Annotated in this window: 23 protein-coding genes; 12 read left to right on the top strand and 11 right to left on the bottom strand. The window is 43.0% G+C overall.

The genetic code is table 11. The features are described from left to right. Positions 1-19 precede the first annotated feature (19 nt). Genes serS through G4Y78_RS11800 form a run of 5 tightly spaced genes read right to left on the bottom strand, consistent with a single transcriptional unit; the run spans position 20 to position 6,105 of the window. Positions 20-1,306: a serine--tRNA ligase gene (gene serS / locus G4Y78_RS11820; RefSeq protein ID WP_163833217.1), complete on the bottom strand. Its 1,287-nt coding sequence runs from the start codon at positions 1,304-1,306 to the stop codon at positions 20-22. Between the two features lie 37 nt (positions 1,307-1,343). Further along, complete coding sequence (crcB, locus tag G4Y78_RS11815) at positions 1,344-1,793, bottom strand: fluoride efflux transporter CrcB (protein WP_222937690.1); 450 nt, start codon at positions 1,791-1,793, stop codon at positions 1,344-1,346. Next, positions 1,754-3,076 (bottom strand): replication-associated recombination protein A, encoded by a 1,323-nt coding sequence (locus G4Y78_RS11810; RefSeq protein WP_163833216.1) that lies wholly within the window; start codon positions 3,074-3,076, stop codon positions 1,754-1,756. Before G4Y78_RS11810 ends, crcB begins: the two co-directional genes overlap by 40 nt. 3 nt (positions 3,077-3,079) lie before the next feature. Then, positions 3,080-3,712 carry an outer membrane lipoprotein chaperone LolA gene (gene lolA / locus G4Y78_RS11805; protein ID WP_163833215.1) on the bottom strand — a complete coding sequence of 211 codons (633 nt, stop codon included), beginning with the start codon at positions 3,710-3,712 and terminating at the stop codon, positions 3,080-3,082. A 26-nt stretch (positions 3,713-3,738) separates the two neighbouring features. Then, a complete protein-coding gene (locus G4Y78_RS11800; RefSeq protein WP_268935074.1) occupies positions 3,739-6,105 on the bottom strand; it encodes a DNA translocase FtsK in 2,367 nt (788 codons plus the stop codon). A 298-nt stretch (positions 6,106-6,403) separates the two neighbouring features. Here G4Y78_RS11800 and aat point away from each other — a divergent pair, with 298 nt between their 5' ends. The 3 genes from aat to infA all read left to right on the top strand — a co-directional run bounded on the left by aat (position 6,404) and on the right by infA (position 8,360). Continuing rightward, positions 6,404-7,120 (top strand): leucyl/phenylalanyl-tRNA--protein transferase, encoded by a 717-nt coding sequence (aat, locus tag G4Y78_RS11795; RefSeq protein WP_163833213.1) that lies wholly within the window; start codon positions 6,404-6,406, stop codon positions 7,118-7,120. Next, on the top strand, positions 7,117-7,824 hold the full coding sequence (locus G4Y78_RS11790; RefSeq protein WP_163833212.1) for an arginyltransferase: 708 nt from the start codon (positions 7,117-7,119) through the stop codon (positions 7,822-7,824). Before aat ends, G4Y78_RS11790 begins: the two co-directional genes overlap by 4 nt. A 317-nt stretch (positions 7,825-8,141) precedes the next feature. Then, positions 8,142-8,360, top strand: coding sequence for a translation initiation factor IF-1 (infA, locus tag G4Y78_RS11785; RefSeq protein WP_027706826.1), 219 nt, complete (start codon positions 8,142-8,144; stop codon positions 8,358-8,360). A gap of 51 nt (positions 8,361-8,411) precedes the next feature. On the opposite strand, the gene clpA is transcribed toward infA, so the two are convergent. Together clpA and clpS are read right to left on the bottom strand one after the other, a co-directional pair. After that, positions 8,412-10,676 carry an ATP-dependent Clp protease ATP-binding subunit ClpA gene (clpA, locus tag G4Y78_RS11780; protein ID WP_163833211.1) on the bottom strand — a complete coding sequence of 755 codons (2,265 nt, stop codon included), beginning with the start codon at positions 10,674-10,676 and terminating at the stop codon, positions 8,412-8,414. Between the two features lie 26 nt (positions 10,677-10,702). After that, positions 10,703-11,065 carry an ATP-dependent Clp protease adapter ClpS gene (gene clpS, locus G4Y78_RS11775; RefSeq protein ID WP_163833210.1) on the bottom strand — a complete coding sequence of 121 codons (363 nt, stop codon included), beginning with the start codon at positions 11,063-11,065 and terminating at the stop codon, positions 10,703-10,705. 233 nt (positions 11,066-11,298) lie between these two features. On the opposite strand from clpS, the gene cspD reads away from it, so the two are divergent. Beyond that, on the top strand, positions 11,299-11,592 hold the full coding sequence (cspD, locus tag G4Y78_RS11770) for a cold shock domain-containing protein CspD (protein ID WP_163833209.1): 294 nt from the start codon (positions 11,299-11,301) through the stop codon (positions 11,590-11,592). A gap of 256 nt (positions 11,593-11,848) precedes the next feature. On the opposite strand, the gene icd is transcribed toward cspD, so the two are convergent. Then, positions 11,849-13,108 (bottom strand): NADP-dependent isocitrate dehydrogenase, encoded by a 1,260-nt coding sequence (gene icd, locus G4Y78_RS11765; RefSeq protein WP_163833208.1) that lies wholly within the window; start codon positions 13,106-13,108, stop codon positions 11,849-11,851. 387 nt (positions 13,109-13,495) lie between these two features. On the opposite strand from icd, the gene G4Y78_RS11760 reads away from it, so the two are divergent. From G4Y78_RS11760 to G4Y78_RS11730, 7 genes are all read left to right on the top strand, one after another. Beyond that, the gene (locus G4Y78_RS11760) at positions 13,496-13,942 is read left to right on the top strand and encodes an NUDIX hydrolase (protein ID WP_163833207.1); all 447 of its coding nucleotides are present in this window, start codon (positions 13,496-13,498) and stop codon (positions 13,940-13,942) included. A 39-nt stretch (positions 13,943-13,981) separates the two neighbouring features. Continuing rightward, entirely contained in the window at positions 13,982-15,079 is a 1,098-nt protein-coding gene (mnmA, locus tag G4Y78_RS11755; RefSeq protein WP_163833206.1) for a tRNA 2-thiouridine(34) synthase MnmA, read from the top strand. Between the two features lie 29 nt (positions 15,080-15,108). Further along, positions 15,109-15,732 carry a high frequency lysogenization protein HflD gene (gene hflD, locus G4Y78_RS11750; RefSeq protein WP_163833205.1) on the top strand — a complete coding sequence of 208 codons (624 nt, stop codon included), beginning with the start codon at positions 15,109-15,111 and terminating at the stop codon, positions 15,730-15,732. A gap of 93 nt (positions 15,733-15,825) precedes the next feature. Next, positions 15,826-17,196: an adenylosuccinate lyase gene (purB, locus tag G4Y78_RS11745; protein WP_163833204.1), complete on the top strand. Its 1,371-nt coding sequence runs from the start codon at positions 15,826-15,828 to the stop codon at positions 17,194-17,196. After that, positions 17,193-18,371 carry a cupin domain-containing protein gene (locus tag G4Y78_RS11740; RefSeq protein WP_163833203.1) on the top strand — a complete coding sequence of 393 codons (1,179 nt, stop codon included), beginning with the start codon at positions 17,193-17,195 and terminating at the stop codon, positions 18,369-18,371. Before purB ends, G4Y78_RS11740 begins: the two co-directional genes overlap by 4 nt. Then, positions 18,343-19,359, top strand: a complete 1,017-nt coding sequence (locus G4Y78_RS11735) for a GNAT family N-acetyltransferase (protein ID WP_163833202.1) — start codon at positions 18,343-18,345, stop codon at positions 19,357-19,359. The genes G4Y78_RS11740 and G4Y78_RS11735 overlap by 29 nt, the downstream gene beginning before the upstream one ends. Beyond that, positions 19,356-20,171, top strand: coding sequence for a secretin N-terminal domain-containing protein (locus tag G4Y78_RS11730; protein ID WP_163833201.1), 816 nt, complete (start codon positions 19,356-19,358; stop codon positions 20,169-20,171). The genes G4Y78_RS11735 and G4Y78_RS11730 overlap by 4 nt, the downstream gene beginning before the upstream one ends. 21 nt (positions 20,172-20,192) lie before the next feature. On the opposite strand, the gene G4Y78_RS11725 is transcribed toward G4Y78_RS11730, so the two are convergent. Continuing rightward, positions 20,193-22,523: a response regulator gene (locus G4Y78_RS11725; protein WP_163833200.1), complete on the bottom strand. Its 2,331-nt coding sequence runs from the start codon at positions 22,521-22,523 to the stop codon at positions 20,193-20,195. 224 nt (positions 22,524-22,747) lie between these two features. Between G4Y78_RS11725 and G4Y78_RS11720 the strand changes: the two genes are divergently transcribed. Beyond that, positions 22,748-23,512, top strand: a complete 765-nt coding sequence (locus G4Y78_RS11720; protein ID WP_163833199.1) for a substrate-binding periplasmic protein — start codon at positions 22,748-22,750, stop codon at positions 23,510-23,512. Between the two features lie 58 nt (positions 23,513-23,570). Here G4Y78_RS11720 and G4Y78_RS11715 read toward each other — a convergent pair whose 3' ends face one another. Together G4Y78_RS11715 and ribA are read right to left on the bottom strand one after the other, a co-directional pair. Continuing rightward, on the bottom strand, positions 23,571-24,278 hold the full coding sequence (locus G4Y78_RS11715; protein ID WP_163833198.1) for a methyltransferase: 708 nt from the start codon (positions 24,276-24,278) through the stop codon (positions 23,571-23,573). 42 nt (positions 24,279-24,320) lie between these two features. Next, positions 24,321-25,373, bottom strand: coding sequence for a GTP cyclohydrolase II (gene ribA, locus G4Y78_RS31360; protein WP_163833197.1), 1,053 nt, complete (start codon positions 25,371-25,373; stop codon positions 24,321-24,323). Positions 25,374-25,485 lie beyond the last annotated feature (112 nt).

The raw sequence follows: 25,485 nt of genomic DNA, 5'->3' as shown, positions 1-25,485 counted from the left end.
AGCTTTTGATCTAAGCTAATTACCCAATAACCTCAAGACCACCCATATATGGTTGTAATACCTTGGGTATATGAATGCAGCCAGCTTCGTCTTGGTAGTTTTCTAATACGGCAATTAATGTACGTCCTACCGCTAAACCAGAGCCATTCAAGGTATGCAACAGTTCGGGTTTACCAGTTTCTGGATTACGCCAACGAGCTTGCATCCGACGAGCTTGGAAATCCAGGGTATTACTGCAAGAAGAAATTTCCCGATATTTATTTTGGCCTGGCAACCAGACCTCAATATCGTAAGTTTTAGTGGCACCAAAGCCAAGATCACCACCACACAAGCTCACTACCCGATAAGGCAGTTCCAACAATTGGAGAACTTTTTCTGCATTACCAATTAATTCTTCCAATGCTGCAAATGACTCATCCGGCTTCACGATATGCAGTAATTCAACCTTATCGAACTGATGCTGACGAATCATCCCTCGGGTATCCCGCCCCGCACTGCCCGCTTCGCTACGGAAACAAGGTGAATGACAAACAAAACGCATTGGCAGCTGATCTGCATCCACAATTTCATCCCGCACCATATTGGTCACAGGCACTTCTGCCGTAGGAATTAAATAATAATCTTTGCCACTATCAGGATCATGCTCAATTTTAAATAAATCTTCACCAAATTTTGGTAGCTGCCCGGTACCCTGTAACGTGTCATTATTAACAATATACGGCACGTAGATTTCTTCATAGCCATGCTCATTAGCATGAGTATTCATCATAAATTGGGCAAGGGCACGGTGCAGTTTGGCAATCGGGCCTCGCATCACTATAAAGCGAGAGCCGGTTAATTTCGCTGCTGCATCAAAATCCATCCAACCATGCTTAGCCCCCAATGCTACATGATCTTGGGGCTCAAAATTCAACTGTTTGGGGTCACCCCAACGGCGAATCTCTTCGTTATCGTCTTCCGTTTCCCCCTTAGGAACAGAATCATGGGGAATATTAGGAATACCCAGCATTAAATCCTGCCACTGCACCTGCACTTCATGAAGTTCTGCTTCTGCTTTTTTTACTTCGTCAGAAAGCTGATCCATTTTCGCTTTGAGTGCAGAAATATCTTCGCCTTTGGCCTTTAATTGACCAAATTTTTTCGACTCAACTTTACGCTCATTTTGCAGTTGCTGGGTCCGCACTTGAATTTCTTTGCGACGACTTTCTAACGACTCGACCAAATCAACGTCGAGTTGAAAGCCACGGCGTTTAAGCTGCTCTGCCACCTCTGCTGGATGGGTGCGAACAAGTTTTGGATCTAACATGAGCGTTTTATTACCTTGTTTTAAAGTTTTAAAATCTCTATTCAACTAACCACTGGGCTATAGCAAAGCCTAACCAGGTGGCTAACAAACACAATACGACACTACCTACCATATAACTTAAGGCAATCCAAGGTTCACCATTTTGGATAACTCGAAATGCATCGAGAGAAAAAGTAGAGAATGTCGTAAAAGCGCCTAAAAAACCAACAATTAAGCCATTGCGCCATGCTGCTTGCAATTGTAAACGTTCTACCAAAATAAAATAAGCGATACCAATAAAAAAAGAACCCAGCACATTTACAATCAAGGTAGGCAAGGGAAAGAACTTTCCCCCTAATTGTTGATAGCTCCAGTAAACCAAAAATCGTGCGATCGCACCAAGGGCACCACCACAAGCAACTGAGATCATCTGTTGTAGCATGGTAATTAAACTATTAATTGGCGTTGCTAATCCGAATAGCGCTGTAATTCGCTTTGCTGATCCCACTCAGCCAGCTGTGTCAGCTTCTGCTTAATCTTTTGTTCTAGACCACGATCAACAGGCTGATAAAACTGCGCACCGACCATTTCAGGGGGAAAATACTGCTCACCTGACGCATAGGCATTGGGCTCATCATGGGCATATCGATATTCTGCACCATGACCTAACGACTTCTGTAGTTTAGTGGGTGCACTACGTAAATGGATTGGTACTTCATAATCCGGTAATTCCTTAACCGCTGCCCGTGCTTTTTTATAAGCCACATAAACTGCATTACTTTTTGGCGCACATGCACAATAAGTTATCGCTTGAGCAATCGCCAGTTCTCCCTCAGGACTACCTAAACGCTCCTGCACATTCCAGGCAGACAAGCAAACAGATAACGCTCTTGGGTCGGCATTACCAATATCTTCACTGGCCATTCGCACTACCCGTCGAGCGATGTACAAGGGGTCACAGCCACCATCCAACATTCTGGAAAACCAGTATAGGGCTGCATCGGGGGATGAGCCTCTAACCGCTTTATGTAAAGCTGAAATTTGATCGTAAAAAACATCACCGCCTTTATCAAAGCGCTTAGGTAAATCAGCAATAACTGGCTTAATTTGTTCAGCAGTAATCGTTGACCCATCTTCAGCTAAATCAGCCACTACTTCCAGCACATTAAGCAGTCGCCTGGCATCTCCATTAGCTGCCATTAGCAGTAATGCTTGTGCATCGAGATTACTACTCAGCTGTTTTTTGCCAATACCGCGCTCACGATCAGTCAATGCTTGCGATAGTAATTGCTCCAACTGCACATCTTCCAGAGGCTTTAAGGTATAAACTCTGGCTCGGGATAATAGGGCATTATTTAATTCGAAGGCGGGGTTTTCAGTGGTCGCGCCAATAAAAACAATGGTGCCATCTTCCACATAAGGTAAAAAGGCATCTTGCTGGGCTTTATTAAAACGATGGACTTCATCTACAAACAGGATTGTCGGCTGCTGGCGCATTTTTGCCTGTTGCACGGCATCTCGAATATCTTTAACCCCTGCTAATACGGCCGAAAGGGTTTGAAAGTGGGCTTTGGTATATTCTGCCAGCAATTTAGCCAAGGTGGTTTTACCCACTCCTGGTGGCCCCCACAACACCATGGAGTGCAACTGGCCCTGGCGAATCGCTTCTCCTAATGGCTCACCTGCCCCCAGCAAATGGGCTTGACCAACATATTCATCAAGGGTGCGAGGGCGCATTCGCGCAGCCAGTGGCTGCCAAGGCAGCGACTGGTCTGCAAACAGGTCAGACATAAATTACTCTTCAATCACATCAGCACTTTTCAGCACATCGGCTGGCAATTTAAATTTATCAGCTGGGATTTTGTTATTGGTACTAATATCAGTAAAGTCAATTGTGGTATGCGCTCCTAATGAATCAGTGAGTTTCATATTCGCTAACACATCATTATTAAACGTTAGGCGTAAAGCTTCAAAAACACTGTCCTTCGCTTTTGGGGTTAATTTAAAACCAACGGACTTGCCTTTAGCATCACCCATTTTCACTACTTCAAAATTATCCGCCAGTTTATTTACATCACCACTCAGTAATAATGCAGGTGTAGTGCTGATCTGTTTATCCAGTTTTTGAACTGTAACTTGCTCAAGGTCTGGATCATATACCCACACTTTAGCCCCATCTGAAATGACTAGCTGAGGAAATGGTCCAGTAACCTCCCAGCGAAACTGATTGGGTCGGGATACTGCCACCAAACCTTCAGATTTTTGAGTTCGATTACCCGCCGCATTCAATGTAATTTGATGAAACTGCGCAGTAATTGAGTGAGATTTTTCCAATAATTTGTTTAACGCTTCAACGGCTTGCTGATCGGCCATTGCCGTCGAGGCTAAACAGAAGCCGACTACGGCCAATGTAATTTGTTTCAACACAGTAAACCTTTCCAACAACAGATTATTTAGTCAGTGACAGGGGCTGGAGCGATAACTTCCCGGGAGCCATTACTGCCCATTGGGCTAACCACACCGGCTGCCTCCATTGCCTCAATCATTCGTGCAGCTCGGTTATACCCGATTTTCAACCGTCGTTGCACAGATGAAATGGAAGCACGCCTTGATTCTGTGACAAATGCAACAGCCTCATCATAAAGTGCGTCTTGTTCACTGTCATCCGAATTTTCCGCAGAGATACCAGGCACATCGGCGTCGCCCCCCTGTAAGACCTCATCCAAATAATCGGGTTCGGAGCGTGCTTTCCAGTCTGCCACCACCCGATGGACTTCATCATCAGACACAAATGCCCCATGGACTCGAATAGGTACCCCTGTACCCGGAGGGAGATAAAGCATATCACCATGACCTAACAGCTGCTCAGCCCCTCCTTGATCCAAGATGGTACGAGAATCGATTTTTGAAGAAACCTGGAAGCTGATTCGGGTAGGGATATTCGCCTTGATCAAACCAGTAATCACATCGACCGATGGGCGCTGGGTTGCCAGAATCATGTGAATACCGGCTGCCCGTGCTTTTTGCGCCAGCCGCGCAATCAACTCCTCAACCTTCTTACCAACAATCATCATCATGTCAGCAAACTCATCAATGACCACGACGATAAAAGGTAAAGGTTCCAGGCCAGGTGCTAGATCATCTTCACTAACAGGCTGGTGTAAAGGATCGGGGATCGGCTCTCCTGCTTTATTAGCATCCTTCACTTTACGGTTAAACCCGGCTATGTTTCTTACCCCCAGCTTAGCCATCAGCTTGTAACGGCGTTCCATCTCTGCCACACACCAACGCAGAGCATTGGAAGCCTCCTTCATATCCGTTACGACTGGCGCTAATAAGTGCGGAATCCCTTCATAAATGGACAGTTCCAACATTTTGGGGTCCACCATGATCAGCCGCAGCTCTTCAGGCGAGGCCTTAAACAGCATACTTAACAGCATACTATTAACTCCAACTGACTTACCTGAGCCTGTCGTACCCGCCACTAGTAAGTGAGGCATCTTAGCAAGGTTCACTACCACTGCCTGGCCAGAGATATCATGCCCCAATGCCAAACTCAGCGGGGAGTCAGAAGCCTGATAAGCTTTAGAATTAATCACCTCACTGAAATAAACAATCTCCCGATCCTCATTGGGGATTTCAATACCCACCACAGATTTCCCAGGAATGACCTCCACTACCCGAACACTGACTACTGCCAGAGAACGGGCCAAATCTTTAGCCAAGTTAGTAATTTTGCTGACTTTTACCCCAGCTGCAGGTTGAATTTCAAATCTCGTAATTACTGGCCCAGGATGCACAGCAACCACTTCCGCCACCACGTTAAAATCTTTCAACTTTACTTCAAGCAGCTCAGATAAGGTTTCTAAGTCTTCTGTAGAAAAGCCCTTGCGATTACCTGTGTCAGGCTCATCTAACAACGTAGCTGCAGGCATATCCCCAGAAACTTGCCCTGCATACTGGACATTGCGCCTAGGCTTGGTAGCTTTTGCTTGTGGAGCCTTGTTGATAGGTGCTTCTTGTGTAAGCGGAGAAATTAAAATCGGTGCACGCTTATCCCCCTCCCCTACTTCTATCTCATCATCAATAGCGGGCTCTTGGCGCTTCTGCCGTCTCCGTTGAGGCTTAGCCGGTTGCTCTATAATCTCTTCATCCTGCTGACGCTTTGGCAAGCGCTGCCAAACCAGTTTGCCGCCATGTGCTACCAGAGCAAGAAAGTCCAATACTACTCGCCCAGTTACATCCATCAAACGCAGCCAGGATAAATCCGTAAAAACTGTCACTCCTACTAGAAAACAAGTTACCAACACTAAGGTGGAGCCAATAACATTAAAAGCAGGTAATGTATGCTTAATGATTACTGTTCCCAGAATGCCACCCGAGGACGCTGGTAATTGCTCTGCTGCTGGCATAGAAAAGTGCAACGATGCCAGCGAAGCGCCAGTAGCAACGGTTACTAGCAACCCCAAAAACCGCAAAGTCCACAATAGGCCGTTAAACTCAATGGGGTGATGCCGAAAACGAAATACCTGCCAGGCTTTAATGGCCAGCAGTAATGGAAACAGAAAAGCAAAATAACCGAATAGTGATAATAGCAAATCTGCAAACCAAGCCCCTGATGCGCCAACTGCATTTTGTACTGGCTGCCCATCACCTGTGTGGGACCAGCCAGGGTCAGTAGGGCTATAAGTAAATAACGCCATCAGCAAATAAGCACAAGTTGCCACCAGGGCAATTAAAATACCCTCTTTCAGTCGTGCAACGAATGAAATACTGGGAATTGTAATAGTATCGTTAGCTCGAGTTTTCGCGCCTTTCAATAGCCTACCCTTCCTCAAAAAAGCTTATATAATAATAGTTTAGCAAGTTATTGCCCACCAAAACATTAACTATACGCGCCTAAATTATTGAATCGTTTAGTGTTTATACTAGCAAATCTGTTTTGTTCTCTACGCACTCAAATCAATAGCTTCTGCCAGAACAGTAATTCCCCATATATTAAGCAGTTGAGCTTTTGAAAAACCCGTTAGCAATATTCGAGCTAGAATTGCCAATGACCACCTCAGACTGTTAGGGTGCCGCAAACAAAAGAAATTAAGCTAGATTACATTGGTACATATGGCGCAAATTCCTTGGCTTAACGATTATCCCGTCAAATTTCCACCAGTGAGTGATGCTTTGGATTATCCAGATGGCTTGCTGGCAGCAGGCGGTAATCTCTCTGTCTCAACCCTGCTGGAAGCCTATCGCCATGGTATATTCCCCTGGTTCAGTGAAACTGAACCCATTCTTTGGTGGTCACCTAATCCAAGAATGGTTTTACTACCTGAAGAACTGAAAGTATCCCGTAGTCTACGCAAGTTTTTAAAGAAAATGTCATTTGTCGTTACCTGTGACCAAGCCTTTTCTCAAGTGATGCAAGCTTGTGCGGCACCCAGAAAACAGACCAGTGGCACCTGGATTAGTGATGAAATGTACAGTGCCTATAATGAACTGCATCAGTCAGGACATGCTCACTCCATCGAGTGCTGGCAAGATGGTGAGCTGGTGGGAGGACTTTATGGTGTAGCTATTGGCTCAGTATTTTTTGGTGAATCCATGTTCAGCAAAGCAACCAATGCTTCAAAAGTCGCTCTGTACTATTTGGTCGAACAACTTAAAGCATGGAACTTTCCACTGATTGACTGTCAGGTTTATAGTGAGCACCTGGCAAGTTTAGGCGCTCGCCCTATTTCCAGAGAGCTATTCGTTGACTATCTTAATCAGTATTGCTGTCATACTGCTGAAATTAGCTGGAAAGGATTTCACACCAATCCGTTGGGTGAAAGTGCATGAGCAACCTGAAAGCTTTAAAGTTTTACGCCACACAACCCCATACCTGCAGCTATTTACCCAAGCAACAGGCAACCACGCTGTTTCTTGATCCTGACATTATTATCTCGAAGCCCCTTTACAGTCAGTTGACCGACTTAGGCTTTCGACGGAGCGGCCAACATTTATACCGCCCCCATTGTGAAGCTTGTTGCGCCTGTACCCCAGTACGCGTCAAAGTGGACGAGTTTAAATACAAGCGTCGTTTTCAGCGGATCTTAAAAACAAACCAAGACATTTCCCTACGCATTTGTCCACCTCACTATTGTGATGAATACTATGAGCTTTATGCCCGTTACATTGAAGCCAGACATGCTGATGGTGATATGTTTCCTCCCAGCAAAGAGCAGTTCAATTCTTTCTTAGTAGGTGACTGGTCTTTTTGTAAATTTATGGAGTGCTGGTTAGACAATAAACTGGTTGCAGTGGCAGTAATGGATGAACTGACTAAAGGGCTATCAGCTATTTATACCTTTTTTGAGCCAGAACTGACCAAGCACAGCTTGGGGACTTATTGTATTCTTCAGCAAATCTACCTGGCTAAATCCTTAGGTTTACCCTACGTTTACCTGGGCTATTGGATCAAGGAATGCCAAAAAATGAGCTACAAAACGGAGTTTAGGCCACTAGAGATTTATTTGGATCACCAATGGCTGGCAGTTTTATAAGGCGGTTGTAACATAGTTTTTTAGTTTTATTACTAGCAGCGCATTTCCTCGCTTGAGCTTCAATACTGTATTTGCCTCCTAAAAAACCGCGCCATACTTAATAAAAACGCGGCTTTTAAAGCGTTTATATTAAAAAAGTTAGTTTTCTAGACCTTTATAGCCTTTACTTCTAGACTAGTTTTCAGGCAGAATGCAGCCCGTTTTACCAGAAGCTATCTTGATATAAATCAGCTAGCTTATATTGAGACTATATCAAGCTAGCTGATTTATACTGAGTTAGCTTCTCAGCTAATCAACGCATTGAGGTGCTAAGCCGAATGGCAAAAGAAGACTCTATTGAAATGGAAGGCACAGTGATCGACACTTTGCCCAATACAATGTTCCGTGTCGAACTGGAAAACGGCCATGTAGTAACTGCCCATATTTCTGGAAAAATGCGCAAAAACTACATTCGTATTTTAACTGGTGATAAGGTCCGGGTTGAGCTGACACCTTACGATTTAAGCAAAGGTCGTATTACTTATCGTGCCCGTTAATCCTGCTGGATCTAGCTAGTTATATCCATAATCGGATTACGAGGGCAGCCTTCAGGCTGCCTCATAATCCAGCACCAGCGCATCATCTTTCACAGAAATGTGGACCTTGCCACCATTACTAGCCAGCTGACCAAACAAGATTTCTTCTGCCAGTGGCTTTTTCAAATTTTCCTGAATAACTCGTGCCATAGGGCGTGCGCCCATTTGCTTGTCATAGCCTTCTTTTGCCAGCCAGGCACGTGCACTATCATCAACCTCTAACAATACTTTCTTATCATCAAGCTGCACTTGTAACTCAGTCAAGAACTTATCGACCACATGCTTGATCACGTCTGGATCTAAGCTACCAAATTGAATAATGGCATCTAAGCGATTACGAAACTCTGGTGAGAAGGTTTTCTTAATAGCCTCCATTCCATCAGTAGAATGATCCTGCTCAGTAAAACCAATCGAAGCACGACTAACAGTTTCAGCTCCAGCGTTAGTTGTCATCACAATAATGACATTACGGAAATCAGCTTTACGACCATTGTTGTCTGTTAACGTACCATGATCCATCACTTGCAACAGCAAGTTAAACACCTCCGGATGTGCTTTCTCAATCTCATCCAATAACAGCACACAGTGGGGTTGTTTATTGATAGCTTCCGTTAACAAGCCACCTTGGTCATAACCAACATAACCTGGTGGCGCTCCAATCAATCGCGATACAGTATGGCGCTCCATATACTCAGACATATCAAACCGAACCAGCTCTATACCGAGCACCTCAGCCAGCTGACGACTCACTTCAGTTTTACCTACCCCAGTAGGCCCAGCAAATAGGAAAGCCCCTACAGGACGCTCTGGAGCCTTTAAACCAGCACGAGACATTTTGATTGCTGTTGCCAATGAAGTAATGGCTTCATCCTGGCCAAATACCACCATTTTCAGGTTACGTTCCAGTTTCTCTAAAATTTCCTTATCAGAAGCAGACACATTTTTGGGTGGAATTCGGGCAATTTTCGCCACAATCGACTCAATATCACCCACACCAATGGTTTTTTTCCGCTTGTTTTCTGGCTGTAAACGCTGATAAGCCCCTGCTTCATCAATCACGTCAATAGCCTTATCAGGCATATGGCGGTCGTTAATATAACGGTCTGCCAGTTCTGAAGCCGCTCTGAGGGCTGTTTCCGTGTACTTAATACAATGATGCTCTTCGAACTTGGGTTTCAGTCCTTTTAAAATATGGAAGGTATCCTCCACATTGGGCTCATTAATATCGACTTTTTGAAAGCGCCGTGCCAAAGCCCGGTCTTTTTCAAAAATACCACGAAACTCCTGAAACGTAGTCGAGCCGACACAACGCAGCTCACCAGAGGTCAACAAGGGTTTCAATAAGTTAGAAGCATCCATCACCCCACCCGATGCAGCACCGGCACCAATGATGGTGTGGATTTCATCAATAAATAATATGGCATGGGCCTTCTTACGAAGCTCTGCCAGCAGCTGCTTGAATCGCTTTTCAAAATCACCACGGTATTTGGTCCCCGCAAGCAACGCTCCCAAGTCCAGAGAGTAAATCGTGGCATCAGTTAAAATATCAGGAACCTCTCCATCAACAATGCGCTTAGCAAGACCTTCCGCAATCGCTGTTTTCCCTACCCCCGCTTCACCCACCAATAAAGGGTTATTTTTGCGGCGACGGGTTAAAATTTGTGCAACTCGCTCCAGCTCTTGGTCTCTTCCTACCAGCGGATCAATCCGGCCAGCTTTAGCCTGTTCGTTCAGGTTAGTGGCAAAGTTTTCTAATGGATTCGATGAGGTGCCGGTATCGGTCGCCGCCTCATCATCTCCTTGCTCATGACCAATTTCTTCCTGGTCACTGCTTGCCCCTGATACTTTAGAAATACCATGAGCAATAAAATTAACCACATCTATCCTGGCGATGTTTTGTTGTTTGAGGAAATAAACGGCTTGACTCTCTTGCTCACTAAAAATGGCGACCAATACATTGGCGCCAGTCACTTCCTTTTTTCCTGAGCTTTGCACATGAAATACGGCACGTTGAAGCACCCGCTGAAACCCTAACGTTGGTTGAGTTTCCCGGTCTTCTTCATTGCTGGGGATTAAGGGCGTGGTTGAGTCGACGAAGTCAGTTAAGTCCCTGCGCAAGCGATCCATATCAGCACCACAGGCCTTCAATACCTTGGCTGCTGCATCGTTATCCAGCAGCGCCAACAACAGATGCTCCACCGTCATAAATTCATGACGTTTGGCACGAGCATCCTTGAAGGCATGATTCAAGGTCACTTCGAGGTCTTTATTCAACATATCGTTGGTACCTTAGGTTCCGCTGATTAATTAGCTTTTTCAATATTGCACAACAGGGGATGCTGACTCTCTTTTGAATATTGATTCACCTGTTCTGCTTTAGTTTCAGCAACATCTTTTGTAAACACTCCACAAACCCCCTTCCCTTGCGTGTGGACTGTTAGCATGATCTGGGTAGCTTTCTCCCAGTTCATATTAAAAAACAACTGTAGTACTTCAACAACAAAGTCCATTGGGGTGTAATCATCATTGATGAGTACTACTTTGTACATAGCGGGTGGTTTCAAAGCAGGCTTTGCCGGCGCCACCACAACTTGCCCATCTCCGTCTAGATCGCCGGTTCCATCCTCACTATCTAATGTTAGACGAAGTTCTTTTAATTTACCCATCGTTAATACTCAACCCTATTCACAAGAAAAATTATTCTATGGAATTCTTATTATGATAACTCTGTTAATCAAACTTTTGCAGCTTTGAACTACTTGACAGAAGCCTTCTCATGTTAAACACTAGTTTTAAAACCATCATTGATGGTTTTTTTCGTTTATGTTGCCTAGGGACAAGGTTGCATAGTGTTGTAGGAACTACTCCAATTAGGAGTTTATCGCAGAGGGAATTAAGCATGCCAACAGGTAAAGTGAAATGGTTTAATAATGCCAAAGGCTATGGATTTATTTTACCAGAGGATAGTGACGAAGACCTGTTTGTGCACTACTCATCGATTGAGATGGATGGTTACAAAACCTTAAAAGCAGGCCAACCCGTCAACTTTGATATCCTTCAAGGCCCGAAGGGATTGCATGCCATTAATATTGTTCCTTTACCCCAGGATGCCGGAGGCTCGATAGCAGTTTCAGAGCCAGGTGTGAAAGTATCCACTTTTAACCAGCGAGAGGAAGCAGCATTAGAAGACTAAAAAATAAACTAACAACAATAAAGATTGCTGTTTACAGCAACTGACAAAAAGGGTCTTAATACAATGGGTATTAAGACCCTTTTTTGGTGGCTTATTTTTAAAGACCAATACCCTTCAGTTTAAGGATAAAAACAACCAACCGATTTATTTTTAAACAATTTTGTTATTACCACCTAACTACATATTAATATTCGATTACTTATATGCAACCATTTAATTTATAGTTAGGCAGAAAAATAACTAAAAAGTGTAAAAATTAGCCCATATGCTCAATCATAGCGTCGCCAAATTCAGAACACTTTAATAATTTTGCGCCACTCATTAACCGCTCAAAGTCATAAGTAACCGTTTTAGCAGAAATAGCCCCTTCCATTCCCTTAATAATCAGATCAGCTGCTTCCGTCCAGCCCATATGACGCAACATCATCTCAGCAGAAAGTATTAATGACCCTGGATTCACCTTATCCTGACCAGCATATTTAGGTGCAGTACCATGAGTGGCTTCAAAAATAGCCACGGTGTCACTTAAGTTAGCACCTGGAGCAATACCAATACCACCCACTTCAGCAGCCAATGCATCAGATAAATAGTCACCATTCAAGTTAAGGGTAGCAATCACATCATACTCAGCTGGACGCAATAGAATTTGTTGCAACATAGCATCAGCAATCACATCTTTAACAACGATTTCTTTACCGGTTTTTGGATTTTTAAAGGTGCACCATGGGCCACCATCTAATAACTCAGCACCAAACTCTTGCTGGGCTAACTCGTAACCCCACTCTTTAAAAGCACCTTCAGTAAACTTCATGATGTTGCCTTTGTGTACCAACGTAAGTGAAGCTTTATCATTATCGATGGTATACTGAACTGCTTTACGTACTAAGCGCTTCGTTCCCTCTTCCGAAACGGGCTTAATACCAATACCACAGTTGGTGTCAAAGCGAATTTTAGTGACACCCATTTCTTCTTTGAAAAATTTAATTACTTTATCAGCTTCTGGTGTACCCGCTTTCCATTCAACACCTGCATAGATATCTTCTGAGTTTTCACGGAAAATGCACATATCTACATTTTCTGGGTTCACGAGAGGGCTAGGCACTCCAGTAAACCAACGCACTGGCCGCTGACAGACATACAGATCAAGCTCTTGACGTAAAGCTACATTTAAAGAGCGAATACCACCACCGACGGGGGTAGTCAGCGGACCTTTAATGCCCACGGCAAAGTCTTTAAAAGCCTCCAGAGTTTCTTCAGGCAACCAGGTGTTTTCGTCGTATACTTGAGTGGCTTTTTCTCCTGCATAGACTTCCATCCAGGAAATCTTACGCTGACCACCATAAGCTTTCTCAACAGCCGCATCGACCACTTTGATCATGGCAGGTGATACATCAACCCCAATGCCATCCCCTTCGATGTAGGGCACAATAGGATTATTAGGTACATTCAGGGAGTTATCAGCATTAACAGTTATTTTCTCGCCTGTCGTTGGTACCTGAATTTTTTGGTATCCCATTCTCTACTCCGTTTTTCTGGTTAGGTTAATTTTTAAAGCCTATCAAAATGCTAAAACAGGATTATTGTTGTAGTTATTCTACAAGTTGTCACCTACTTTTTCTGATTAGCCTTTTACCTTTAGTGCAAGAACTAAACAAGCCCTGTCGTGGTAACAGACGCTAAATAAAAACCTGTATGATTCACGACAGTATGAACTGGCCCTATTTTGTCGGGTATTATGACAGTATTTGTAGTTTTATTACATAAACCTCATTAATCCTGGTTATTTTTTATATTTATACAACAACTACTATTCGTTTTACTTGTCGTTGATTTTTAGCCAACATTTGATGACTATTCAACTAACTGCCTGTTAAGCGCTTTCTACAAAGCTGAGACAAACCCTATGATTTGGACCCCAAGAGCCACTGTGGCCACCGTCGTAGAAAAAGACCAAACATTTTTAACTGTTAGTGAGCAGGTTAAAGGCGAGTTAGTATTCAACCAGCCTGCCGGACACATAGAAGCTAATGAGAGAATAGTCGAAGCAGCTATCAGGGAGACCTTTGAAGAAACTGGCTGGGAAGTAAAGCCCAGTTATTTGCTAGGAGTGTATATTTATCGACCGCCAGCTAATGACCTTACCTTCCACCGCTACTGCTTTATTGCTGAACCTGTTCACCACCATCCAGACCATGTCATTGACCCCGATATTGAAGCAACTCATTGGTTAACCTTAGAGCAGCTCAGCCACCCTAATATTCACTTGCGTAGCCCACTGGTCGTACAATGTATTAAAGACTATCTTGCAGGAATACGTTACCCATTGGCAGTTATTCACGAGGATGAGTAAAATAGCTGGCTTTTTTAACATGATGTACATGGTTTAATAATGGTTGATAATCATCCCGCTCGCGTCATCGTTGGTATGTCAGGTGGTGTAGACTCTTCGGTTTCAGCCCTCTTGCTGAAAGAGCAAGGCTATCAAGTTGAAGGGCTGTTTATGAAAAACTGGGAGGAAGACGATGGCACTGAATACTGTACTGCCAAACAAGACTTAGCTGACGCTCAAGCGGTTTGCGACAAACTGGGAATTTCCTTACACACAGCAAACTTTGCCGCTGAATATTGGGACAACGTTTTCGAACACTTCCTACATGAATATCAGGCTGGACGCACTCCCAACCCAGATATTCTCTGCAACAAAGAAATTAAATTTAAGGCCTTTCTGGATTATGCCGTGGTCCTAGGTGCTGACTATATTGCCACTGGCCATTACGCCCGTAAACGCATAATCAATGGTAAAGCCTGCTTGTTAAGAGGGCTCGACCACAACAAAGACCAAAGTTACTTTTTACATGCAGTTGGGGCGGAGCAGTTTGCCAAAACCTTATTTCCAGTTGGTGAGTTAACCAAACCAGAGGTTCGTAATCTTGCTGAACAGCATGATTTGATCACCCACGATAAAAAAGACAGTACCGGTATTTGCTTTATTGGTGAGCGGCGCTTTAGTGACTTTTTAAAACAATACCTACCAGCGCAACCAGGCAATATTGAAACACCTGAGCGTGAAGTGATTGGCCAACACCAAGGGCTAATGTATCACACCATTGGCCAACGCCAAGGGTTGGGTATTGGGGGTTTAAAAGGCGCCCAAGAAGCACCTTGGTATGTTGCTGGCAAAGATCTAGAGCGCAACGTACTCATTGCTGTTCAGGGCACTGATCACCCATTACTTTTTGCCCAGCGCCTGATTGCCCCAACCATAGATTGGGTAGCGGGTGAGCCCCCCTCACTGCCAGCGCGATTAACTGCAAAAATCCGTTATCGCCAACAGGACCAAGCCTGCTTGTTAGAGCAGCTACCCAATGGCGATTATCAAGTGACATTTGACCAGCCCCAGCGGGCCATAACCCTAGGCCAGTCGGTGGTCTTTTATGATGATCAAATTTGTTTAGGTGGTGGGGTTATCGCAAGTTGCGCCCCTTGATTGATTGCCTCTGATGAATTGAGAATTAAATGGCATCACATAACTATCACAACCAACTCATTGCTTTAGCTGGTGTATTTCAGGCAAGTCATCTGGTGGAGCAAATTGCCAAGCAAGGGCAAGCACCTGCTGATGCATTAGAAACATCCATTAGCAGTATTTTGTCTACCAATCCAGAAAATGTAGAGGCTGTCTATGATGGGCTATCTGGGCTAACCATCGGCTTCAATATTCTCAGGCAAATTCTTGAGCGGAAAAATAACCAGCCAGTCCATACCGATACAATCCGTTATGCGCTGACACTCATACATCTCGAACGCAAGCTAAGCAAAGTCCCCCACATGCTAAAAACCATCAGTGAACGGCTGGAACAAGTGCAAGACCAGGTCGCTCACTTTGGTATTAACCACACCAATGTCATGGCCAACTTAGCTTCACTTTACCTTGACACCATCAGCACATTGCGACCAAGAATTCAGGTCACAGGCGATCCCCAGTACCTACAACAGCAGGCTAATGCCGATAAAATTCGCGCAACCCTGCTCGCAGGGGTAAGGTCAGCCATGCTTTGGTATCAAGTGGGGGGGCGGCGCTGGCATTTATTGTTTTATCGCAAGAAATTACTTTCTGCCCTCAATCACCTTGGCTATTAACTACACAATAGTTTGTTGCTTTAATGTTTAATTTATTAACTAATTAGTTGACTCCAACTACTATCTTAAACCTATCGCTGTGGACAATCCCTTATGCAACTTTCTGCACTAACCGCAATTTCTCCGATCGATGGCCGTTATGGCAATAAAACCGAAGCATTACGCACCATTTTCAGTGAATACGGCCTGATTCGTTTTCGTGTCATTGTAGAAGTACGCTGGCTCCAACAACTGGCTAGTCACCCAGGGATCATTGAAGTCCCAACGCTCTCTACTGAGGCAAACCAGGTTTTAGAAAACCTATTGAGCAACTTTTCAGTCGCTGATGCCGAGCAAGTAAAAGCCATAGAAAGTACGACCAATCATGATGTTAAAGCGGTGGAATACTTCATTAAGCAAAAACTGGCTGACCATCCTGAACTAGCAGCCATCAGTGAGTTTGTCCATTTTGCTTGTACCTCAGAGGACATCAACAATTTGTCACACGGGTTAATGCTAAAAGCGGGACTTACTGAAGTCTTGATCCCACAGATGGAGCAAGTCACAACAGCCATTAAACAACTAGCCCTCCAGTTTTCCGACTTGCCAATGCTATCCCGAACCCATGGCCAAACCGCCTCGCCTACTACCCTTGGCAAGGAAATGGCTAACGTGGTCGCTCGACTTAACCGTCAGCGGGTCCAACTCAAACAAGTACCATTATTGGGTAAAATCAACGGAGCCGTGGGTAACTACAATGCCCATCTGTCAGCTTATCCTGACATTGACTGGCAGGTTAATGCCCAACAGTTTGTTGAAAGCTTAGGACTCACTTGGAACCCCTATACCACCCAAATTGAGCCCCATGACTATATTGCTGAACTGTATGATGCCATTAGCCGCTTCAATACTATTCTGGTCGACTTTGACCGGGATGTATGGGGTTACATTTCATTGGGCTATTTCAAACAAAAAACGGTCGCTGGCGAAGTCGGTTCTTCCACCATGCCTCACAAAGTGAATCCCATCGATTTTGAAAACTCTGAAGGCAACCTGGGCATTGCCAATGCCATTTTTCAGCATTTATCCAGCAAACTACCCATTTCTCGCTGGCAACGTGATTTAACTGACTCCACTGTGTTACGTAATTTGGGCGTCGGGATTGGGCATTGTGTCATTGCATATCAGAGCAGCTTGAAAGGCATCAGCAAACTCGAAACCAACAAAGCTCGCCTGGCTGAAGATCTCGATAACGCCTGGGAAGTGTTGGCAGAGCCCATTCAAACGGTGATGCGCCGCTATGATATCCCTGAGCCCTATGAAAAGCTGAAAGCATTGACCCGAGGTAAAACCATAAACCAAACTACCCTAGCAGAGTTCATTGATACCCTTGAGCTACCGGCTGAGGTAAAAGCCCAGCTCAAACAGCTAACCCCAGCTAACTATATTGGCAATGCTGCAGACCAAGCCAAGGGGATTGAATGAACTTATTGGGCAACCTGCCAATAGCCACTTTTTTAAAAGACTACTGGCAAAAACAACCCTTGCTGATTAAACAGGCGCTTCCTCGGTTTGAAGCCCCCATCAGTCCCGACGAGCTAGCAGGTTTAGCATTAGAACCAGAAATTGAGTCGCGCATTATCCAAACCCAGGTGGGGAATCAACCCTGGGCATTACGCCGTGGGCCATTCAGTGAAGAGACCTTTGCTGAATTGGGTGATAAAGACTGGACCTTACTGGTCCAGGCGGTTGATCATTGGGTACCTGAAGTCGCAGAATTGCTCAACACGGTTAGCTTTTTACCCAGCTGGCGTTTGGATGACATCATGATCAGCTTTGCGGCAACAGGAGGAAGTGTAGGACCTCATTATGACAACTATGATGTGTTCTTGCTCCAGGCTGAGGGCACTCGTGAATGGCAGTTAGGAGGTCACTGTGACAGTGATACCCCGTTAATTTGCCACCCCGACCTGCAAATCCTTGAGCAGTTTTCTGCTGAACAAACCTATACATTGGAACCTGGGGATGTGCTCTATCTTCCCCCACAGATAGCACACTACGGGGTTGCTCTGACACCTGGCATGACATTCTCTATTGGCTTTCGTGCCCCCGCCTATGCCGATATGATTGGCTTGTATGCTGACTTTATCGCTAGCGAGCTGGTAGCCGAGCAACGTTATCATGATCCAGAACTAGAAGAAAACGTTAAGCCAGGCAAAATCGATGCAACGACCTTAAATCGGCTCCGCCAGCAACTGCTTAAGGTTATTGATCAGCCCGATAAGCTAGCTCAGTGGTTTGGTGAACACATGACCGAACCCAAATACAGCACCCCACCAGTATTAGCCAAAGAGCAGTTGGAACCAGCCGCCATAACAGAAATATCTAATTTATTACAACAAGGTTACCAAATTATCCTTAACCTTGGCGCTCGTCTGGCCTATAGTGAAATTAATCAAGAGCTCTTGGTGTTTGCTGATGGTGTGTCGGTCACCACTTCGAAAGAAGCACTGCCTATCATTCAACAGCTGTGCGAGCGCCACCCCGTTACTTGGCATCACCTGCAGTCGAAATCGGAAGCTGTGCTAACGCTTCTTGCAACTCTATGCGCAATGGAAACAGTGACGATTCATGACGACGACACTGATGGAAGCATTTAAAGCCGTATCCCTGGAACAATGGCAGCAAGTGTCTGAAGCACTTGCTGAGCCGCCTCCCGCACCAGATAATGCTCATCAACTTGATGATGCAGTGCCCTATGTGATTATCAAAGGGGATGACTTGTTGGTCGCTTCAGTATGGTTGCTAAGCGATCCCCACCGAATCGATCATATATGGGTTAATCCGAGCTTCCGGCATCAAGGCTTGGGACAGCAGCTACTCAAATTTGTTATTGATAAAGCCTCTGACCAAGCCATCACCCAACTACACTGCCAAGCAGATGGAAAGTGGGCTAGCTGGTTTGAAGCCGTCGGTTTTCAACGGATCAACCAGTTAGACTCTGGAAACTGGCAACTCTGCTGGCAGCAAGGACAGTGGCCCCCTATGCCTTATACACCACCGCCTCACGATGAACCCTTCACTATTCGCAAAGCGCCTGACAAGTCTGATTACGAGCCCCGAGCTAGTAAAACCAGTAGCGGAGACTGTCCCTTTGTTCTGGGTAAAGATGATGAGCCTGTCCGACTTACGGGCCATGAGCCCATTGTCAGTCACCTGGTTAGCTTGATTAATCAAGCAGATGAGCATATTCGGGTATTCTCTCCTGACTTGGATGTCAGCGTGTTTGGCCACCCTATGGTGGTTGCCAGTTTATCAGCTTTTGCCCGACGTAACCCCGTCAGTCGAGTCGATATCCTGGTGACAGACCCACAACCATTAGTTCGCCAATTTCACCCGCTCTTTGCTTTACAACAACGAATCCCCAGTCTGGTTGCGGTTCATTTGGTGCACCCCCACTATCCATTGGATAGCTTAGGTACCGCTCTGGTTGACCGACAGGGTTGGTTAGAGATTATGGACCGAGACCGTTATGAAGCCGTCGCGAACTTTAATGATGCTGGCTATGTCAAACAACACAATGAGCTATTTCGCTCAGCTTGGGAAAAAAGCACCATTCCGCCGGATTTCAGGAATTTAGCTATATGACTGTAACAACACGATTATCCCAACTACTTGGGATAATGACATTTTGTCAACTCGCTTGGGGAGAAGCATTAAATACCTATACACTTGAACCCCGTTTCCAACCTGCTGAAAACCTAGTTGAAGTACTTAAACCGCTTGTGTCGAATAATGGCACAGTCACTACCTTCAATAATGTATTAATTATCAAAACCACAGCCACCAACTATCAAGAGCTTACCCAGTTACTAAGTCAACTAGACAAACCAGCCAAACAACTACTGATCAGTGTACGCGACAACAGTCGTCAAACGAGCACCGACCGGGGTTTTGATACACAGGCACGGATTAAAATTGGCGATACCACCATCAGCAACACCCACCCGGTACCTAAAAAAAATCGGGTTATTATTCGTCATGGTACGCAGGCTAATCAAAATAATGGGGTAAAACAGGTTAGAGCACTGGAAGGACAACCTGCGTTTATTCAGGTAGGACAACAAATCCCTGTTAAAGAACACTCCAGTTACGGAAACTATCACCAAAGCAGTACTTATTATAAAAATGTTACCGCAGGGTTTTATGTGACCGTACGGGTAAGCGGTAATCAAGCCCATATTCAACTAAACAGTCACAATAACCGCGTCAACCCACAACAACAACGAACCATTGATATTCAAGAAACCAATACCACCTTTAGTGCACCACTCGGTCAATGGGTTAATTTCGGAGGTATCAGCAACAACAGTCAGGAGAGTAATAAAGAATTACTTAGCCGCCACTATTCTACAGCTAACCAGCAGTCGCAGTACGCTATTAAAATAGACACTTTGTAATAGTTAGTGGTGCATGCATTACTAGTTAATTTCGGTCAACTGAGCAGTCTTTGTTTTGTATCTTTGCAATACAGCAGTCAATTGCTTAATAGTGACAGGCTTGCTAATAAATTCATCCATCCCCGCCGCTAAACAGCGTTGTTGTTCATCGTTAACCGCATTAGCGGTTAACGCAATAATTGGGGTAGGCCTTTCTTCTGCTGAGTCATTTTCCAACTGACGAATGATTTCCGTTGCTTTAAAGCCATCCATTATTGGCATCTGACAGTCCATTAAAATAATATCAAACTTATCATGCTGCCATGCTTCCACAGCAGCCTTACCATTTTCCACCCATACCACCTGACAGCCTAGTTTACTCAACATGGTTTTAGCCACTTTTTGATTAACAGGATTATCTTCTACTAATAACACACGCAAATCGATATGAGTGGACTGCTGGTCATGGGACTCAGTTTTATGTTGGTCGCGAATCGAGTATTTTGTTAATACATCATCACTGATATTATTTGCCAATACCGCTTGCAATATGCTTTTTAAGTTTTGCTTACGGCAAGGCCGGGTAATAAACGCATTAATACCTACTTTTTTACAAAACTCCATATCGTGGGGGTCAGGCTCAGCCGTAGTCATCACCAGCTTCATCTTATTCAATTCTGGATTTTGTTGAATAGAACGAGCAATATCAAAGCCGTTCATAAAAGGTAGTATTTTATCAACAATCACCAACTCAAATGGGTCTTTATCCGCCTGGGCAGCTAACAAAGTAGGTAATACATCAACTGACTGATTAATACAAAATACCCGCATTCCCCAGCTATTAAGTTGTTGTTCAGAAACTTTAAGGTTAAAGTCATGATCATCAACAACCATCACACGAGAGCCTTTTAGTGATTTCTCTGGCGCTAATAATACTGGCATTTGACTATAAGGCTGTACTATAAATGGAATTTCAAAGTAGAAACAACTGCCTTTATTTAACTCGCTATCAACTTTCAACTCTCCGCCCATCAATTTGACTAAATTATTAGATATTGATAACCCTAACCCTGTACCGCCATACAAACGAGTCGTTGAATTATCCGCTTGACAGAACTTCTCAAAAATCAGTGATTGTTTTTCTTTACTGATACCGATTCCTGTATCTTGTACCGAAATTTTAATCCAGGTTTTACCATCCCCTTCTCTGGTTTTGCGAATATCTAACATCACATTGCCATGATGGGTAAATTTAATGGCATTATTAATCAAATTAGTGACCACTTGGCGAACTCGCCCAGGGTCATTGATTAATCGTTTAGGTACATTATCGTCAATATAACAAAACAGCTCTAGCCCCTTCTCTAAGGCCTTACCATGCAATAAATCAATAATATCCTCCATTAAATCAGTCAAGCTAAATTCAATTTGTTCAATATTAAGCTTGCCTGCTTCTATTTTCGAAAAGTCCAAAATATCATTAATGATGTTTAATAATGCGTGAGATGAAGAATATATAGTACTAATATAATCTTTTTGCTCAATATCAAGCTTGGTACCTTGTAATAAAGAAGTCATACCAATAATGCCATTCATTGGCGTTCTAATCTCATGACTCATATTGGCTACAAACTCACTCTTGCGCCGATTCGCCAATTCTGCTTCATTTTTAGCTTGTAATGTTTCCTGGTAAGACTGATGCAAATGCTTGTTCATCTTGTTATAAGAACTTACCAGGTAATTTAACTCATCATCTATCTTTTTATGCCGCTGTAGTTTTAAAACCTCGCCCCCCAAGTTTTTTAATTCCGCTCTTGCCATTTGGTCAGCCATATGCCTTAAATGACGACCAACTAACAAATAAACAATCAATAAGATAAATGCAGATATAATGAAGGTTTTAACAGCTTGGCTTGATAATACGATAAGAACCTTATCAAACAACCGTCGATAAACAGCCTCTAAACTAACAACCACTTTTAATTGACCTAATGATAATATTTCACCCTCATAGTCATAAAGTAACGGCCATTGTTTCGTCATGGGATAATTAGTTGCTGGATCTCCAAAGACGATTCTGGGTTCTCCTGATTGAATAACGGCAACATATTTAACATCAGGTAATCGCTTTATGCCCTCGGCTTGAACTGTCGCCTGCGCGACATCCTCTACCCATAAACTCGCTGTAATCGCGGGCAACAAGCTGTTCTCAATCTGAATAATTCTTTCATTAATAGCAGAAACATCATTACGGTAATCAACATAAAGGGTTAAACTTGTGATAATCAAGGTTAACACTGAGCTCGCCAACAAAATCCAAAAGATCAGCTGACGACCCAAACCTTGTTTAAATTTCAAAATCCCTGATTCCATTGATATAGGGGGTTCCTTAGCTTCTACTTATTGTATTGGCAACAATCTTATAAATACGCCTGTGCTATCACACGCACTTCATTTACTAGTGTAGTTGTATCTGAATCAATAAGTCATCTGACAAGCAGATAATTTCGCACAAATAAGCACCACCAAACTTATAATATCAGTAGCTATTGTGCTACGCTTAGCAATAAAACTGGCTATACGACAAGAGAAAAAAAATGAAAACAAAAATACTTTTTCTTTCTGCCATATTACCTTTTATATTTATTGCTCATGCTTGGGCGGAAGAAGTTAACTATGTAGTGATTGAAAAACAGGCTCAACCTTTCCAAATAGAGGAAAGTGATAAAGAACATTCTGGTATTGTGACAGATATAGTAAAAGAAGTTTTTAAAAATAGTGACTATCAGCTTACTACTCATACATATCCGTTCAAACGAATGATCTCCATAATGGAACAAAAAAAATATAAAAACTGGGTAACTTTCGGTTCACCTGCATGGCCAGGAATACAAAACGAAAATTTATCTACGTTACCGGTTTATAATGTAGAGAATGTTATGTTAATAAAAAAACCTGGTTTCAAATATGAAAAATCATCAGACTTATTTGGTAAGACAGTAATATTAATGGATGGATTTGACTACCCAGGTATAGAAGACTTAGTCAAGCAAGGAAAAATAAAAGAAATTAGAGTCAAAGGCCATAGTGCTGCTTTTAACATTCTTGATCGCCCTACTATGGCAAAGTTTACAGGTTTTATTGAATTAAAAGCACGTATACTATACAATTTAAGACAGGTTCAGCGAAATACTGACGAGTATCTAATGCTTGATGTGGGGGATATAGCTGACAACTACAGTATCCATTTAGCATTCTCAAAACAAATGGACAAGAATATTCAAGAATTTATTAACAATAAGCTTTCCAGCCTTAGAGACGAAGGTAAACTTGAGAATATTGTTAACAAATACAGTAAATAGGATATCAAGTTGACTAGCGCCCTAAAAGAAAGCAAGTATAAACTACGCTTAAGAAAGGCTATAGAGCACTTGCTTGACATAAGTGAAATATAATAGGGTATTCTTTTAACTCTACACTAAGCTCTGCGATAATATGACTATTCATATTAGCCTGCTGTAGGATTTCAGATAATGCTACTTCATCGCCAATAATAGGGGAAAATCCATAAAGCATTTTTCCATTAGGTGACAAATAATTATTTCCTTCACAAAAAAATCGTTTAACTGCTGCATATCCCTTATCGAAAACAGACCGTTCAAGCACAGATAGATCAGCATTAACTTTTCCGAAAGGAATATTCCAATAGATAACATCAAACTTCTCTTCAGAATTAACTTCAGAATATACATCCGAATAAAAACAACTTACTTTTTTTTCTACTTGATGTTTTTTAATATTGTGAATCGTATTTTTAATCGCCTCATCATTTATATCGACTGCTGTTACTTGATCAGCACCATTTAAGGCAAACATTACCGCAGTCACTCCAGTACCACATCCAACCTCTAGTACATGACAACCAGTTACATCAGGCATATTAGAAACAAAAAATTCAGTATCACGGAAATAGGAAGGTGGAAATACGTTTGGAAAAACATCAAATTTATTTCCTAGTATATTTATTTCATATATTTCTTGCTGTTCTCTTTGACTTCTTTCCAATAGACTAATGACACCATTGAGATATGAGTTTTTTTGTGGATCATTTGACCATAATCGTGACATATTCCCTCCATTAAATAGCACTAAAAAAACAAATAAAAACCATCAAGAACAAACTGGTTCTTTAAATAGATGACCAAGCCTTTTAGCCTTTGTTGCTAAATAATTATCGTTATAAGGATTATGCCCCTCTTGTAACGGCTCTCGCTCAACAACGTTAATACCCGCAATACACAGTGATTGCATTTTTCGAGGGTTATTCGTCATTAGTCGGACTTTATCTACCCCTAAATAATGTAACATTCCCTCACAAAAATGATACTCTCGCATATCAGCAGCAAATCCAAGTTGCTCATTGGCCTCAACCGTGTCTGCACCTTGATCTTGCAGGTGATAAGCACGAATTTTATTTAATAGTCCAATTCCTCTGCCTTCCTGTCGCAAATACAATAGTACCCCACTTCCATTAGCAACAATCATTTCTAATGCTTTGAGTAATTGAAATCCACAATCACAGCGCAGACTGAACAAGGCATCACCTGTCAAACATTCTGAGTGTAAGCGTACTAATACAGGCTTTGTTGTATCAATTTCACCATAACTCAAAACAACATGATCTTGATTACTATCCAATTGCACAAAACCATGCATAGTGAACTCCCCTAAGTGAGTGGGTAGTTGTGCAGAGTCTACATAACGAATAAGTTTATAAGGATGTTTATTCTGTAGCTCTTCACGAACCTCCATCAATAACTCACCCAATCGGTTTAAGCCATGGCCATCCCCACCATCCCCCCAATAGGCATCAGTATAAGAATGTTCAACTAAAAGTATTTTTTCTGTTGCCACTAACCAATGGCCTAACTGATGATGCTGATTAAATTTACAGCGCAGGCCACGCTTCATTACAGATTCTTTTATTTGCCCCCAATCTGGTCGCACTTGTTTATTGTATTCACGGCTTAATTTAAACGCATCTTGTGGGGTTTCAGCATGATGAATACGAGCAATTATGTCTGCGGCTAAAAACTTACTCGCTTGATAATAGTGCTCTATTGATTGCCAGGCAACGCCATCAATAACTATAGGATGTAATGAGAAGTTAGATAAAAATCCATAATCATCTTTAGGTTCATAAAACTTAATAACATCAGGCATAGCAGGTCCCACTTTTTATATTTCCCTAACTTTTAGTTTAGCAACCTACTAATAAAATGCTCGCAAAACGCACAACCATGCTTTATCAAAAAACAGTTAATTTATTAATGCA

The organism is Spartinivicinus ruber, assembly GCF_011009015.1.
Taxonomy (GTDB): Bacteria; Pseudomonadota; Gammaproteobacteria; order Pseudomonadales; family Zooshikellaceae; genus Spartinivicinus; species Spartinivicinus ruber.
The sequence above is the reverse complement of the archived record's forward strand: the minus strand, read 5'-3'. Positions and strand labels throughout refer to the sequence as shown.